Annotated in this window: 11 protein-coding genes and 1 tRNA gene; 1 reads left to right on the top strand and 11 read right to left on the bottom strand. The window is 71.9% G+C overall.

What is annotated here, in order from left to right:
- Positions 1-150: 150 nt before the first annotated feature.
- Complete coding sequence (locus ACZ4N4_RS40345) at positions 151-573, top strand: acyl-CoA thioesterase (RefSeq protein ID WP_453564745.1); 423 nt, start codon at positions 151-153, stop codon at positions 571-573.
- Positions 574-604: 31 nt separating this feature from the next.
- Here the strand turns inward: ACZ4N4_RS40345 and ACZ4N4_RS40340 are convergent, their stop codons facing one another.
- The 11 genes from ACZ4N4_RS40340 to ACZ4N4_RS40290 all read right to left on the bottom strand — a co-directional run bounded on the left by ACZ4N4_RS40340 (position 605) and on the right by ACZ4N4_RS40290 (position 13,994).
- Positions 605-928, bottom strand: a complete 324-nt coding sequence (locus ACZ4N4_RS40340) for a chorismate mutase family protein (protein ID WP_467598455.1) — start codon at positions 926-928, stop codon at positions 605-607.
- Positions 929-1,086: 158 nt separating this feature from the next.
- Complete coding sequence (locus ACZ4N4_RS40335) at positions 1,087-2,370, bottom strand: ATP-grasp domain-containing protein (RefSeq protein ID WP_467598452.1); 1,284 nt, start codon at positions 2,368-2,370, stop codon at positions 1,087-1,089.
- Between the two features lie 20 nt (positions 2,371-2,390).
- On the bottom strand, positions 2,391-3,659 hold the full coding sequence (locus tag ACZ4N4_RS40330; RefSeq protein ID WP_467598449.1) for an ATP-grasp domain-containing protein: 1,269 nt from the start codon (positions 3,657-3,659) through the stop codon (positions 2,391-2,393).
- 45 nt (positions 3,660-3,704) lie between these two features.
- Positions 3,705-4,973: an MFS transporter gene (locus ACZ4N4_RS40325; protein ID WP_453564753.1), complete on the bottom strand. Its 1,269-nt coding sequence runs from the start codon at positions 4,971-4,973 to the stop codon at positions 3,705-3,707.
- Positions 4,974-5,030: 57 nt separating this feature from the next.
- The gene (locus ACZ4N4_RS40320) at positions 5,031-6,278 is read right to left on the bottom strand and encodes an aminotransferase class I/II-fold pyridoxal phosphate-dependent enzyme (RefSeq protein WP_467598446.1); all 1,248 of its coding nucleotides are present in this window, start codon (positions 6,276-6,278) and stop codon (positions 5,031-5,033) included.
- Positions 6,275-7,219, bottom strand: a complete 945-nt coding sequence (locus ACZ4N4_RS40315; protein WP_467598444.1) for a prephenate dehydrogenase/arogenate dehydrogenase family protein — start codon at positions 7,217-7,219, stop codon at positions 6,275-6,277. The genes ACZ4N4_RS40320 and ACZ4N4_RS40315 overlap by 4 nt, the downstream gene beginning before the upstream one ends.
- Positions 7,216-9,288: an aminodeoxychorismate synthase component I gene (pabB, locus tag ACZ4N4_RS40310; RefSeq protein WP_467598441.1), complete on the bottom strand. Its 2,073-nt coding sequence runs from the start codon at positions 9,286-9,288 to the stop codon at positions 7,216-7,218. The genes ACZ4N4_RS40315 and pabB overlap by 4 nt, the downstream gene beginning before the upstream one ends.
- Positions 9,285-10,532 (bottom strand): HemK family protein methyltransferase, encoded by a 1,248-nt coding sequence (locus tag ACZ4N4_RS40305; protein WP_467598438.1) that lies wholly within the window; start codon positions 10,530-10,532, stop codon positions 9,285-9,287. The genes pabB and ACZ4N4_RS40305 overlap by 4 nt, the downstream gene beginning before the upstream one ends.
- Before the next feature lie 29 nt (positions 10,533-10,561).
- A complete protein-coding gene (locus ACZ4N4_RS40300; RefSeq protein ID WP_467598435.1) occupies positions 10,562-12,016 on the bottom strand; it encodes an NAD(P)/FAD-dependent oxidoreductase in 1,455 nt (484 codons plus the stop codon).
- A gap of 275 nt (positions 12,017-12,291) precedes the next feature.
- On the bottom strand, positions 12,292-13,314 hold the full coding sequence (locus ACZ4N4_RS40295; RefSeq protein ID WP_467598432.1) for an ArsR/SmtB family transcription factor: 1,023 nt from the start codon (positions 13,312-13,314) through the stop codon (positions 12,292-12,294).
- A gap of 597 nt (positions 13,315-13,911) precedes the next feature.
- Positions 13,912-13,994, bottom strand: a tRNA-Leu gene (locus ACZ4N4_RS40290).
- Positions 13,995-14,218 lie beyond the last annotated feature (224 nt).

Genomic DNA, 14,218 nt, shown 5'->3' with positions numbered 1-14,218 from the left:
AGGAAACTCTTACCGAAGAGATCCGATTTTCGTGAACGGAATACTTCATTCCTTCGGCATTCAGTGTCTCCCCAGGCAACCGACGCATGGTTGCACGGAGATCGCGCATGGGGTATGAAGTGGAGAAATACCCGAAGGAGGGCGTCGAGTATGGCAGAGCCGTTTCAGGTGCGCATCGTCGTGCGAGGGTACGAACTCGACACGCAAGGGCACCTCAACCAGGCCATCTACCTGCAGTATTGCGAGCACGCGCGATGGGAGAGCCTACGCGCCGCGGGCATTTCCCAGGACAAGTTGCTGTCCACCCGAATTGGCCCCGCCGTGCTGGAGAACACCATGCGGTTCCGGAGTGAACTGCGCGGTGGGGATGAGGTCGACGTCACCTGTAAGTGGGTGTGGGGCGACGGCAAGATTTTCCACGTCGAGCAGCAGATAATCCGGGCCGACGGCGTAGTGGCGGCCGAACTGTCCAGCGTCGCCGGCCTCATCGACCTGGACCGGAGAAAGCTGATCGACAATCCGGCCGACCATTTCTTCAAACTGGCAGAACACCCTGAATTCATGGGGTTCTGACCGCCGCTTCACACTGCGGTGCGGGCGCCCGTCAGGAGACTTCAGCCGCTTGTTGCGGCGGGTCTCCGCGGGCGCTTTCCGTTGTCCGGACGGATGGATTCTCTTTCCGTGGTGGGCCCCCGTTCGTTTCGTTCGTCCCGGGCCGCCGCGGGGCGGCCCGGGACAGGGCCAGCACAGCCCGCCCGATGTCGGTGCCCTTGGTTCCGAGCGGTTCGGTGTACCGGCGCAGCGCCTGGTTCTCCCACGCCAGCTCCGACTGCGGCAGCCCCGCCGTGCGCCGCAGTGCGTGGTAGTGCCGGGCTAGTGCGGCCCGGCGCAGCACCATCGCGACGATCTGCCCGTCGAGGTTCTCCAACAGGCCGCGTATGTCGCTCCCGTCCCCGCGCGCCGGTGCGGCGGGAGCGTCACCCCCGTCCGCGCGCGCCGGTCCGTCCGCTTCCGCGTCCGGCGGGACGGCACGTGGCCGGCACGTACCGCGCGGTGCCGACTGACGCCTGGACTCCACCGATGCGCTCACAGCAGATCGGGCTCCTCGACAGCGACCCGGGTGACGAACTCCAGGCGTCCGATGGCCTCCTGGGCCAGTGCGAGCGCCTTGTCCGGGGCGTCGGCGCCGGCCCGGGCCTGGGCCAGCCGTGAGTCGGAACTGCGCAGGCCGTGCAGCCGGTCCCCGGCCCGGCCCAGCACCTCGACCCGTACGCCGTCCGGGTGCGGCCCGTCCGCACCGGCGACCTCGACGAGGACCCCCGTGGCGGGCGCGCCGGCGAACCAGATCGCCTCGCTGCGCCGGCCGCGCCGGGAGCCGGCCAGCGCGGCGCGCAGTTCGAGGAGCACCCGCTCGCCCATGCACTGGCGCAGCTGGTACTCGACCAGGTCCACGCCGGTGGCGTCGGTGACCATGTTCCAGATCTCGTCGCCACCGACCCGCAGGTGGGTCTCGATGATCCGGGGGCCCTGTCCGGTGAGCACCACCTCGGTGTGGGTCGGACCGAACTCCACCCCCAGCGCGTCGAGTGCCCGGGCCAGGTGTGCGCTGATCTCCTCCTCCTGCCCGGCGTCGAGCGGCGCGGGCATCACATGACCGAGCTCCACCAGGCTGGCCGGGTCCGAGTACTTGCGGGTGAAGGCGACGACCACGTGCTCACCGCCTTCCGAGAAGGCCTCCACGCTGTACTGGGTTCCAGGGAGAAAGGCCTCCACGACGACCTCGGAAGCCGCCCCCGCTTCATCGGCTCCCGCTGTCTCCTCCTCTCCCCGGGCCCGTGCGAACGCGGCCTGCGCCTCCTCGGCCGAGCGGATCACCGACACTCCCGTACTGGCCGTGCCCCGGCGGGGCTTGACCACACACGGGTAGCCGTGCTCGGCGGCGAAGGCGCGCAGCGCGTCCGCGTCGGGCACCTCGGCGGCGGGGATCGACTCCACGCCGGCCTCGGCCAGCCGCCGTCGCATGGCGAACTTGTCGAAGACCAGCCGGACGGTCTCCGGCGCGTGCGTGGCGATGCCCAGCGCCCGGCCCGCGTCGCCCGCCGCCTCCTGGCACTGGTCGCCGAAGGTCGCGATGCGCGTCACCGGCTGCACGGCGTGGACGGCGCGGGCCAGCTCGATCCACTCCTCGACGGGCGCGTCGGCCCGGACGGCGACGATCCGGGCGTGCCCCTCGGCCTCCTCCACCTTGGCCAGGTGTTCGAGCCGGCACAGCACACTCGTGGTGTACGTGCGGCCCAGTCTCTTTCCACGGGCGCGGATGCGGCCGGGGATGTCATATCCGTTACCGAAGATCAGGATGTGTTCTGACATGGTGCTACTTCTTCCGATTGTCAGTCTGGGTTCGGCTCGGTCGTCACGGTGATCTTTCCGGCGAGCTGCTGGGCGAGCGCCAGGGCCGCCCCGGTGTCGGGGCCGGTGACCAGGACCTGGCCGACCCGGTCCCAACTCGCCCGCAGCGGGCGTACGGTGCCGCCCACGTCGACGGTGACGTCCAGCCCGACGACACCCTCGTGCGCCCGTGCCTCCTCGACGCCCTCGATGCCGGTGACCCGGCCCGGCTGAGCGGTGAGGAAACAGGTCGCGGCGGCGGCGTGGGCCTTCGGGGGCGTCTCGATCGCGGGCAGTGCCCCGGCGGCCCAGCCGACGGTGTACGCCTCGATGTCGACGCCGTACGCCGCCTCGACCAGCTCCATGATCCGGTCGCCGCCGGGCCGCCCGTGCGACTCGATCACGCGGGGACCGCGGGAGGTCAGCTTCACCTCGGTGTGCGCGGGACCGTGGCGCAGCTCCACGGCGTCGAGGAAGGCGGTGACACAGTCTCGTACGGCCTGCTCGTCGGCGGCCGGCAGGCGGGCCGGCAGGGCGTGCCCGGCCTCGACGAAGCCGGCGACGGTGCTCTTCTCGGTGACCGCGAGCAGGATGTGCCGGCCGTCGAAGCTGAGCGACTCGACGCTGTACTCCGGCCCGTCCAGGTACTCCTCCATCAGGAAGCGCCCCACCGGGAAGTACGCGGCGAAGGGGTGCCCGGTGCTGCCGCGCAGGGCGGTGATCGCCTGCCAGGCGTCCTCGATCGCGTCCGGCGTCTCGACCAGACGCACCCCGAAGCTGGCGGCCGCGTCCACCGGCTTGACGATGAAGGGATGGCCGTGCCGGGCCCCGAACCTCTCCAGCGCGGCCCGGTCCTCGGCCACGGCGGCGGCGACCGCGCCGGGCCGGCCGGCCAGGTGCCCCCGCATCTCCGCCTTGTCGCGCAGCAGCCGGGTGCACCGGTGGCTGTTACCGCGCAGGCCCAGCGTGTCGCAGATGAGGCCGACGGGCTCCACACCGGGTTCGGTGATGGTCGCCACGCCCGAGAACCCGAAGACCTGGTGCGCGGCCGTCACCAAGGGCCGCAGGACGGACCAGTCGGTGTAGTCGACCAGCAGGGCCGCGCGGACCAGGTCGGCGTACTCGGGCCGGTACTCGTCGGGACGCTGGACGTTGACGACGTCCAGCCCGAGCTGCCGGGCCTTGCGGACGGTCTCCACCCGCCCGCCGATGAGCAGCACCGTGCGGCTGCCGCCGCCCGCCGCCGCGGTCGTGTCCGCGTCCGAGCCCATGCGTCCGTCTCCCTTCCTTTCAGTGCCTGGTCAGTCAGTCGGTGGTCAGTCCCTGGTCAGTTGGTGCTCGGCCGCGTCGGCGGTGTCCGGTACGGCCTCCCCCTGGCCGGCCAGGGTGCGCTCCCCCCATCGCACGACCGGCACCATCGCCAGGCCCGCCGCGACGAAGAGGGCGCCGAGCAGGATCCAGCCGGGCGCGCCCCAGTAGACGAGGAGCCCGGTCAGCGCGAGCGGGCCCACGATCTCGGCCACCGTCAGACCCGACCCGAAGAACGCCTGGTACTGGCCGTGCTTGCCGTCCGGGGCGAGCCCGAAGCTGATCTCCCAGCTGCCGGCCATCTGCATCATCTCGCCCACCGTCTGCACCGCCGCGGCGGCGACCAGCAGCAGCACCGCCGACCAGGCGGAGTCACCGCTGCCGGAGAAGGCGAAGACGACGCAGCCCGCGCCGAGCAGCAGCCCGCCGCGCACCACGTACCGCGCCCCGCTCGCCAGGTCGGTCACCCCGCGCGCCACGCGCACCTGGAGAACCACGACGGCGAGCGTGTTGAGCACGAACATCACCGACAGCACCCACTTCGGGGCCTCGGTGTGCCCGACGATCCACAGCGGCAGCGCCACGTCGATCAGCGGCACGTGCAGCACGAGGACCAGGTTGAGGAGGCTGACGGCGACGTAGGGCCGGTCCCGGAACACCGTCTTCGTCCGCTCGCCGTCGGCGGGTGCCGGGGCGGGGGCGATGGGCGGCACCCGCCACAGCACCGCGGCGGCCACGGCGAAGGCCACGGAGTTGAGCGCGAACGCCGCGAGATAGGCCCCACGCGTGTCGAAGAGCAGCACCACGCCGCCGAGCGCGGCACCCAGGGAGAGCCCGGCGTTGTAGCTGGCCTGGAGGATGGCACGGACCTTGGTGAGGTTCTCCTTGGGCACCACCCCGGCGAGCAGAGCCTGCTGGGCCGCCGAGCCACTGCGCTGCCCCACCGCGTACAGGCACGCGGAGAGCACGAACAGCGGGAAGGAGCGCACGACCAGGTACGAACCGACGGCCACCGCCGCGCACAGGAAGAAGAACACCGCCGTCCCCCGCGCCCCGCGGCGGTCGGCCAGATGTCCCAGCGGCACGCTCAGTGCCAGCGCCACCGTCCAGGCGATGGTCAGCCCGAGGCCCAGCTGGGCCGCGGACAAGCCGACGACCTGGGTGAAGAACAGCGCCGCCGTCACGTAGTACGCGCCGTCACCGGTCCTGCTGATCAACTGGGCCAGGGCGAGCGTACGCGCCGGTCCGGCCGGAGGGACCAGGTTCTTCGTGTTCATGTGACTCCTTGGGCGGGCCCGCCGGGTCGTGGGCTCACCGTTGCAGTGGGGGGACGGTCATGAGGCGATCGGGCCGAGCGCCTCCACAGCTGCTGTCAGCTGGGAGGTCTCGTGGAGCGCGGAGAGCGCGAAGCGTATGAGCCCGGTGCCCTTCGCGACGGTCGGGAAGAAGGCGGGCAGCACCAGGACGCCGGCCGAGCGCAGCCGCCTCACGGCCTCGAACGCCGCCTGCTCGGTGGCGAAATGGGCGCCGCGGACGGGCGAACGCTGCCCGGCGCTGACGAGCCGGCCGTCGGTCAGCTCGTCGAACAGAGCGGCGTTCCCCCACAGCCGCTCCTGCAACCGGGCCACCTCGCCGCTCAGGTGCAGCCTGGCCGCGGCCACGTCCGCCGCGAGCAGCGGCAGCATGATGGAGTGCCCGAAGACCAGCGGGTTGGCGAACTTGCGCAGCACCCGCACATCCTCCTCGCCGGGCAGCACGACGAAACCGCCCGCGCCGCCGAAGGCCTTGGACAGCGAGCCGACCAGCACCACGTTGCCGGGCAGCCCGTCGGTGAAGGCCTCGTAGGCGTAACCGGCGCCGTAGGGGCCGTCGATGGAGATGCCGTGCGCGTCGTCGACGTACAGCAGCCCGCCGGCCTCCCCCAGCGACCGGGCCAGGGAGTCGACGTCGATCAGGCCGCCCATCGAGCCGACGCCGTCGACCAGCGCGATGGGGGTGCGGCGCTGCTCCCGCGCATCGGCCAGCCGGGCCTTCAGGGTCAGCGGGTCGGCCAGGTCGAACCGGTGCACGGGGCCGATCTGCTCCAGGACCCCGCGCAGCACCTGCATCGAGGCGTGGGCGGTCTTCTCCATCAGGAACACCGGGCCGTCGCCCGTGACGGGATAGCCGGGGAGCGTGCCGTTGCCCAGCAGCGGCAGCACACCGAGGTGGACGTTGCTGACGGAGGTGAAGGGCACCACCGGCCGGCCGCCGTAGATCTCGCTCAGCAGTTCCTCGAGCTCCCCCAGATAGACCGGGCGCATCCGGTTGCGCGAGGAGGAGAAGTGCACGCCGAACCGGCCCAGCGCGTCCTGCGCGGCCGCGACCAGATCCGGGTGTTCCTCCAGGCCCAGGTAGGAGCAGGAGACGAACTCGACGGCGCGGCTGCCGTCCGCGAGCTCGACCTCCTTGCCGGCGCGCCCGCTGATGACATGCCCGGTGAGCCCCTCGTCGAAGGCGCGGTCCAGTGAGTCGGTGGTCTTGTCGATACGGGCGGCGACCCAGTTGGCGGGCCTGGTGGTGCTCAGCTCATCGGTGATCACGCGTTCTCCTCGTGGTCGGCGGGGGAGGCTGCGGGCAGTTGCGCGAACAGCCCGGCGCACACGTCCCCGAAGTGCGCGAGCCGGTCGCCGAACACACCGGACAGCTGGTGCAGATGACGCTCGAAGTCCCGCTCCTCGCCGTCGCGGGCGAGGTCGCGCAGCCGGTCCACGCCGTGGGCGAGCGCCTCGCGGGCGCTTCCGGCGTACGGGTTGGCGGACTGGATGTCCCAGTAGACCTCCGGGGTGCCGGAGGCGACCCGGGCGAGCAGCGCCAGCAGGGTGGTGTGCGGCGGGGGCGCGACGGCGGCCAGTTCCGCGATGTCCGCGCCGAGCTCGGCCAGGGCGTGACCGAACGCGAGCACGGTGGCATGGGTGAGGGCCTGGGACACGGCGGCCAGCCGGTCGTGGCGCTCGGCGTCCATCCGTACGACGCGTGCGCCGCCGTCGGCGACCAGGCCGAGCAGGTCCTCGACGAGCGGCCCGTCGCGCAGGACGACCGCGGCCACCGGGCGCCCGGGCAGGCCGAGCGCCGGGGCGAACATCGGGTTCAGGCCCACCGCCTGATGCTCCGGCAGACGGGCCGTGACCGCGTCGGCGATCCGGGACTTCACCGACAGCGTGTCCGCGAGCAGCGCGCGCCGCGGCAGGACGCCGGCCAGGGCGCCCACCGCGTCCAGCGCCACCGGTTCGGGCACCGCGAGCACGAGCAGGTCGCAGGCGGCCAGTTCGGCGCGCAGCGTGTCGTCCGGCGCCGTGATGTCGCCCTTGAGCAGGCGGACGCCTGGCCGGGCGGTGCCGGGCGCCTCCGGATCGGCGGCACAGACGTCGAGACCGGCGTCGGCGAGCACTTCGGTGAACAGGCGCCCCACCGCGCCGGATCCGCCGGCCACGACGCAGCGCCGGATCCCGGGCACGGCCGGTGCGAGCGGGTGCGCGGTCATGCGGCCCCCGCCCGGCCGCCGGGAGCGCTGCCGGCGATCGCCGCCGTCATCGTCCGGGACTTCACCAGCGTCTCCTCGTACTCCTCGGCCGGGTCGGAGAGGGCTATCACGGCCCCGCCGACGCCGAAGGAGGCTCCCTCCGGGGAAGCCACGATGGTCCGGATGACGATGCTGAGATCGGCGGCACCGCTCAGCGAGAACCAGCCGAGCGCGCCCGAGTAGACGCCGCGCGGGCCCGCCTCCAGCCGGTCGATGATCTCCAGGGTGCGCAGCTTGGGCGCCCCGGTCATCGACCCGCCGGGGAAGCAGGCCCGCACACAGTCCACCGCGGACGTGCCCGGGCGCAGCGTGCCGCGCACGGTGCTGACGAGCTGGTGCACGGGCGGGTACGTCTCGACGTCGAAGAGCTTGGGCACGTGGACGGAGCCGACCTCGCACACGGTGTTGAGGTCGTTGCGCAGCAGGTCCACGATCATCAGGTTCTCGGCGCGGTCCTTCGCGCTGGCGCGCAGATCCTCCGCCAGCGCGGCGTCCTCCTCCGGCGTGGCGCCGCGCGGCCGGGTCCCCTTGATCGGCTTGGACTCGGCGATCCCGTCGACGCCGATGGACAGGAAACGCTCCGGCGACGCGCTGAGCACCGCCACACCCGGCAGGTCCAGCAGGGCTCCGTACGGGACGGGGCTGAGGTCGCGCATCAGCCGGTAGGTGTCCAGCGGGTCGAGCACCGTGGAGGTGGTGACCATGTTGGTGAGGCAGATCTCGTACGACTCGCCGTTGCGGATCTCCTCCAGGCACTCGTCGATCCGCGCCAGGTAGTCCTCCCGGCCGTGTCGCGGCACCAGGGACGCCGCGGCCAGGGGGAACGCGTCGACCAGGGGTCGCCGCTGCCGCCGGACCTCTGCGGGCAGCACGTCGAGCCGGCCCGCGGTGCTGTCCAGCCACTTGAGGGCGTCCGGGTCGTCCGGCGCCGTGCCCAGACACAGCAGGTACGTGGTCTGCTCGGCGTGGTCGACGACGATCGCGCGGTCCGCGAAGAGCAGCGCGGCGTCGGACGTGGGCGACGTGTGCGCGGCCGTGGCCCCGGTCTCGGCCTTGAGTTCGTAGCCGAGGTAGCCGACGTAGCCGAGGTTGAAGGCGAACGGCAGCGAGTCGTCGGCCGGCAGGGCGCGTCGGCGCAGCTCTCCGTCCAGGTAGTCGAAGAACCCCTGTGCCAGTTCCTCGTCCGGCCGGCCGGCGCGCTCCACCCGCACGGTCCGGGTGGCGACCCGGTAGGTGACGTACTCCGCGAGCGGACCCGTGCCGTCCCCCAACACGGAGAAGCGGGCGTTGCCGTCCGCGTGGGAACCGCTGTCCAGCCAGAAGCTGTGCCGCTTGCCGGCGAACAGCTCCGCGTAGGCGGTCACGGTGTCGGGCGCGCCGGCCAGCCGGCGCACCAGCAGGTGGTACGGCGACGGGGGTGCCGCGGCGGCGACCCGCTCGCGGCGGCTCCGGGTCAGGTCGCGGAAGTTGCCGAGGAGTTCGCGCCCGTACTCGGTGGAGATGGACTCGGGGTGGAACTGCACGCCCCACACCGGTTCGGTGCGGTGGCGCAGCCCCATCAGAACGCCGTCCTCGGTCCAGGCGAGGCCCTCCAGTTCGTCGGAGAGCGCGGTGACGGCCAGCGAGTGGTAGCGCACCACGGAGAAGGGCGACGGGAGCCCCGCGAAGATGTCCGCCCCTTCGTGGCGCACCGGAGAGACCCGGCCGTGCATCGGCTCGGGCGCGTGCTCGACCGTACCGCCGAACAGTTCGGCGATGCCCTGGTGGCCGAGGCAGACGCCGAGCACGGGCAGTCCGGCTTCGCGGATCGCGCGGGCGCTCACGCCGAAGTCCCGCTCGCGGCCCGGGCGTCCGGGCCCCGGCGAGACGACGATGTTGTCGTAGTCGCCCAGGTGCAGGGCGGACCAGTCGACGTCGTTGCGCACCACGGTCGGCGGCTGCCCGTTCACCTCGCCGAGCAGCTGGTAGAGGTTGTAGGTGAAGGAGTCGTAGTTGTCGATGAGGAGCGTGCGCACCGGGCGAGTGGTCATGATCCGTCACCCGTGGCCGGCTTCCGCGCGGCGGTCTCCCCGCCGATGACGAGGTCCTCCACCCGGCACGTCTCCTCGATGATCAGGTCGTAGAGGCGGCGCAGGAACGTCTGGTCGACACCGTGCTCGGCGCCGTAGTGGGCCGCGCGTTCCTGGACGATGCCGATCCGGTGCGGCTGCATCATCGGCACCGCGTGCTCGCGCTTGTGCTCCGCGATCTGTACACAGCACTCGATACGGGCTCGGAGGGTGTCCAGCAACCGGACGTCGATCTGGTCGAGTTCGGCGCGCAGTCCCGCCAGTCCGGCCTCGGCGGCCGAGGTCGTCGTCATGCTCCTGCTCCCATCGTCTGCCGTGCGGTACGTCGTCGTGGAACGGGGGCGGTCCTCCTGGTCACGGTGGCTCTCGGTGCCCGCGAACGCACCGGTGCGGGCCAGCAGCCCCGGCACCACGCCGGCCTGCGCGTCCCCGTGCTCGATCGCCAGGCCGCCGCCGTCCCGGAGCAGCCGCGCCGCGCAGTCGACGACGGCCCGGATGACGTCGAGTCCGTCGGCACCGGCGAAGACGGCCTGGCGGGGGTGGTGCTCGCCCCACTCCGGCAGCAGCTCCGTACCCACGGGCACGTACGGCGGGTTGGCGAGCACCAGGTCCACCCGGCCGTCGAACACGGCGAGCAGTTCCGGGTCCGTGACATCCCCCGCGTGCACGGCGACCGGGGTGTCGCCGGCCGCCGCCCGCGCCGCGGCGTTGCGTCGCGCGCAGGCGAGTGCGGCCGGGTCCAGGTCGACGGCGTGCACCTGGGCGTCGGGCCGGGCGTGCGCGAAGGCCAGGGCGAGCGCCCCCGAGCCCGTGCACAGGTCGACCACCACGGGCGCCCGCTTCTCGCGCACCGCCGACAGGCCCCATGCCAGCAGGAGTTCGGTGGGGAACCGCGGTACGAACACGTCCTCGGTGACCGCGACTTCGATGCCGCCGAGCCGGGCCCGCCCGGTGAGATGACCGAGCGGGATCCGGGCGGCCCGGCGCGCCACGAGGGCCCGCAGTTGCGCCGCGGCGGGCGCGGACACCGGCTGCCCGGCCGGGTTCGGGGAGCCGCCCGGAAGGCCCAGCACATGGGCCGCCAGGGCCTCCGCGTCCTCGCGCGGGCTCCACACCCGGGCCTCGGTGAGCGTGCGCTCCGCTTCCCGGAGCAGGACGTCGAGGTGTTCGTCCTCGACGTGGTGTGCGAGTGACTGGTCGGCCACTGTCCGTCGGTCCTTTCCCCGTGGTCGTGTCAACTGGCGGCGGCTGCGTGGCTGACCGCGTAGTAGTCGCGCAGTGCCTGGGCGATGGAGGGGTGGATGCGCGAGGAGGCGAGCAGCTCCGGCGGCGGGGTGAAGGCCGGGTCGAACTCGTCGGCGATCCGGGTGTAGGCCACCCGCAGGTAGTGCTCGATGGTGAACGGCCACTCGACGGGCACGGTCCAGTTGGACTCGTAGCCGGTGGCCAGCATGTGGGTGACGGTGGCCTCCACGATCTCCTCGCGGCTGAGCGGCTGGATCGGCGACCGGACCGGGCGGAACAGGTCCAGCTCGATGCCGGGCTCCTCGCCGAGCAGGAGGGCGGTCATCTCCCGGGCGAGCAGGGGGGAGAGCGTGAGTCCGTCGCGGTAGGTGCCGGTCATCATCCACAGGCCGGCGAGCTCCGTCTCGCCGAGCAGCGGCATGCCGTCCAGCGCGACGGGCCGGTTGCCGACCTGGATCGCCGACACCCCGCTCTCGCCGAGGTTGCGGCGCACCTGCCGGTTGCCGCAGTTGAGCAGGAAGAGCACGTCGGAGATGAGCGGGGTCTCGCGCGGCTCGGGCGAGATGATGTTGGTGGCGCCGACATAGACGTGTCCGGCGCCGCGCGGGACGACGTGCAGCCCGCACGCGAAGGCGCGGTTGGGTGTGCGGATGACGCTGCGCGGAGCCGTGCCGTCCTCGGTGTCGACCAGGGCCGAGACACCGTAGCCGCTGATCAGCCGGGGAATACGGGCCGCCTGGTCGGGGACCGTGTCCAGTACGGCCTGCGACGCGGACCCGGCGGCCAGCACCAGCTGCTCGGTGGCCAGCACGGTCCCGGAGTCCAGCTCGACACCGCGCACCCGGCCGTCGGCGTGGTCGACCCGCACCGCCTGCTCCGGGATCAGCGTGCCGCCGGCGGCGAGGAACGCCTCCTCCAGCTGCGCCAGCAGCGCGTGGGCGTTCACGGCGTGCTCGTTGGGCAGGAACATCGCCTGCAGGGGACGTGCGGTGGGCTCGGCGTCGAGCCACTCGATGTCCTCCGGGTCGATGTCCTCGAACTTCTCGCCGTACTCGATGAGGGTGTTGCGGATCGCCTTGAAGTTCTGCGTGTCGATGTCGGGCACGCCGACGGTGTTCAGCATGACGACGGTGCCGTCGGCGGTCAGCAGGTCGGTGCCGTCCGAGTCGGCCGACAGGCCGGCCAGCCACTCGGGCCACAGCTTGCTGGCCTGGTAGGCCCAGTCGAGTTTGGTGCGGCCGTAGTCACTCTTGAGCAGGGTGGTCGTGACCTCACCGAAGGTGCCGAGCATCGCGCCCGCGGCCGAGGAAGCCGCCTTGGGACGGTGCGGGCGGCCGAGTACGGCCACGCTGAGGTTGCGACGGGCCAGAGTGAGGCCGAGGGACAGGCCGAGTGAGCCGTTGCCGACCACCACTACGTCGTGAAGGCGATTGTCCTCGGACATGGTTGCGGGCACCAGAATGTTCCCTTCGGGTCGGTCCGGGAGGATGACATGGATGAAGACGTGGAAGTCGGGCGAGAGACGGGCTCACGGCGGCCGGCCTCTCGGCCGTCCGTCTCTCACCCCGTGGACGGCCAAGGGCCCGCGTTCGTCTCGGTCAACGTCGCACTGTGAGCCAAACACACCCGCGAGGACGCCCCAACGCTTTTAGCCCCCGCTAAAACCGAGCCGGGGCACACGTCCTCGACGGTTCGGGCGGCCGGTCTCGCGACCCCCGGTCAGGCCGAGAGGCGTCCGCCACCGGGCGCCACGGCGCCCCGCACGAGCGCCTCGCCCGTCTCGGTGAGCGAGTGGATGACGCGGCGGCCGTGGCGTCGGCTCGTCACCAGGTCGCAGTCGCGCAACACGGCGACGTGCTGGCTGATGGCGCCGGGGGTGACGTTGATCGCCGCGGCGAGATCGCCGGTGGAGGCGGGCACCAGCAGGGCCTCCAGCACCGCGGAGCGGACGCCGCCCAGCAGCGCGGCCAGCGGGCTCGGCTGGTCCGTGGCGTAGCGGTGCCACAGCTCCTCGACGCCCGGCCTGGGGTAGACGATCATCGACTGCTGCGGCGGTGTCATGGTGAGCACCTCCGGCCCGCAGAACACGCTCGGTACGAGCACGATGCCCCGGCCGCCCAGGTCCTTCTGGTAGTCGTAGGCGCTGCGCACGGTCAGCTCCTGGTCCCTCCAGGCGATCCGGGGGTGGAGGGAGGAGAACACGGGGGCCGCCCCGGAACTCTCGATCACCTGCATGCGGGAGCGGATGTCGGACTGGAGTCCGCCGTGCAGCCGCCGCCAGTGCGGCTCCAGCGCGAGGTCCCAGTACGTCTGAAGCTGTTCGGTGATCCGGGCGATGGCCTGCGCCGGCTGAGCCAGCATCTGCCGGTGCAGCGGCGCGGCCTCCTGCCGCCAGGTCACGGGCGTGCCGGGGTCGGCGGCCATCCAGGACACCTCGGCGACGAAGTGTTCACTCGGGGTCTCTCGCACCAACTCCAGCTCTTCGGTGATCCTCCGCGGCCCGGAGCCGTCCGGCGGTGGGGTGAGGAAGTCCGGGACGTATCCGGTGGGCGGGATCAACGCGCGTAGCGGCAGAAGATCCAGCGTCCTCAGCTTCGCGCGGACGTCGTCGACCCACGGCTGGTGCCGCCTTCTGCGTTCCGCCGAGGCCAGCATGCGGATGCTGTAGACGGCCTCCCCCAGCGGAGAGGGCGAGAATCGAACCCTTGCGATGTCGTCCACGGTCGCCGAGAAGCGGATCATGTTTCCCCCATGTCCCCGTCAGTGCCGCTCCGGTGGGTGACGGAGCGACGCATAGAGACGATAGGTCCCCGTGCTGAGAGCCGTGGCTCTGCCGTGGCGGGATTTCAACTGGTGCGATCCCGCACGGAAGCACGCGATCCCAGACCCACCGAAACGATGGCCGCGCGCGGGCCGCTCCGGGCAGTTGGCCGGAACCATGAAGGTCGGCCGGGGACGGGACGGAACTTTGACGCGATTCCGGCGCGTCGCGTGCGGGAGCGGCTGCCGGGCTGTCCGACGAGGAGGAGCGACTGCGCGACGGCGTGGCGGTTCGGCCTTCGGGGAACCGGCGTCCGCCTCGGAGGTCCGGTTGGTCATGTGACGTCGCAGAGGGGGTGGAAGGCGGTCGCGTTCGGCGCGGGCTCGGCGCCCGGCGGCGGTCTCGGCCGCGTCGGCGTGCTCCACGGGGAAGCGGTGCCGCCCGCCGTCGATCGAATCCCGGGCAACCGGCCTCCGGGCGTTCGTCGGTGGGGTCGAAGCGCTACCGTCTGTCGCGACTCGCACGAGGGACGGCGCCAACCGACCTTATCGGCAGATCCGACGCAATGGCAGCGAAAGTGCCCGGAACCGGACTTGAACCGGTACGCCCGCGAGGGGCAGCGAGGTTTAAGCTCGCCGTGTCTGCATTCCACCATCCGGGCAGGCCATGGGCTCCGCAACGAGATTCCGAGCCTATCGGGAGGCGTCCCCCGAACAGCGGACGGACGACCCGATGTTGTCTTATTTTATTGACGTCTGAGGGTGCATCAGCCCCCGGAACGAGCCATCCGCACTTGCCAGTAGCGTTACGCGCGGTGGGTGCACGCGTACGGGGAATGACGGAATTTCACCGTCCGAACAAGGGGGCTCCACCTGTTCTGGACAG

The sequence above is a fragment of the Streptomyces sp. NPDC026538 genome (assembly GCF_055567535.1).
Note: the sequence above shows the minus strand (reverse complement) of the source record. Positions and strands in the feature narration are given on the sequence as shown.

Coding starts and splice junctions, on each gene's coding strand:
- ACZ4N4_RS40345 (WP_453564745.1), top strand. CDS start 151: ATGGCAGAGCCGTTTCAGGTGCGCATCGTCGTGCGAGGGTACGAACTC.
- ACZ4N4_RS40300 (WP_467598435.1), bottom strand. CDS start 12,016: ATGTCCGAGGACAATCGCCTTCACGACGTAGTGGTGGTCGGCAACGGC.
- ACZ4N4_RS40335 (WP_467598452.1), bottom strand. CDS start 2,370: ATGTCAGAACACATCCTGATCTTCGGTAACGGATATGACATCCCCGGC.
- ACZ4N4_RS40315 (WP_467598444.1), bottom strand. CDS start 7,219: ATGACCGCGCACCCGCTCGCACCGGCCGTGCCCGGGATCCGGCGCTGC.
- ACZ4N4_RS40325 (WP_453564753.1), bottom strand. CDS start 4,973: ATGAACACGAAGAACCTGGTCCCTCCGGCCGGACCGGCGCGTACGCTC.
- pabB (WP_467598441.1), bottom strand. CDS start 9,288: ATGACCACTCGCCCGGTGCGCACGCTCCTCATCGACAACTACGACTCC.
- ACZ4N4_RS40295 (WP_467598432.1), bottom strand. CDS start 13,314: ATGATCCGCTTCTCGGCGACCGTGGACGACATCGCAAGGGTTCGATTC.
- ACZ4N4_RS40330 (WP_467598449.1), bottom strand. CDS start 3,659: ATGGGCTCGGACGCGGACACGACCGCGGCGGCGGGCGGCGGCAGCCGC.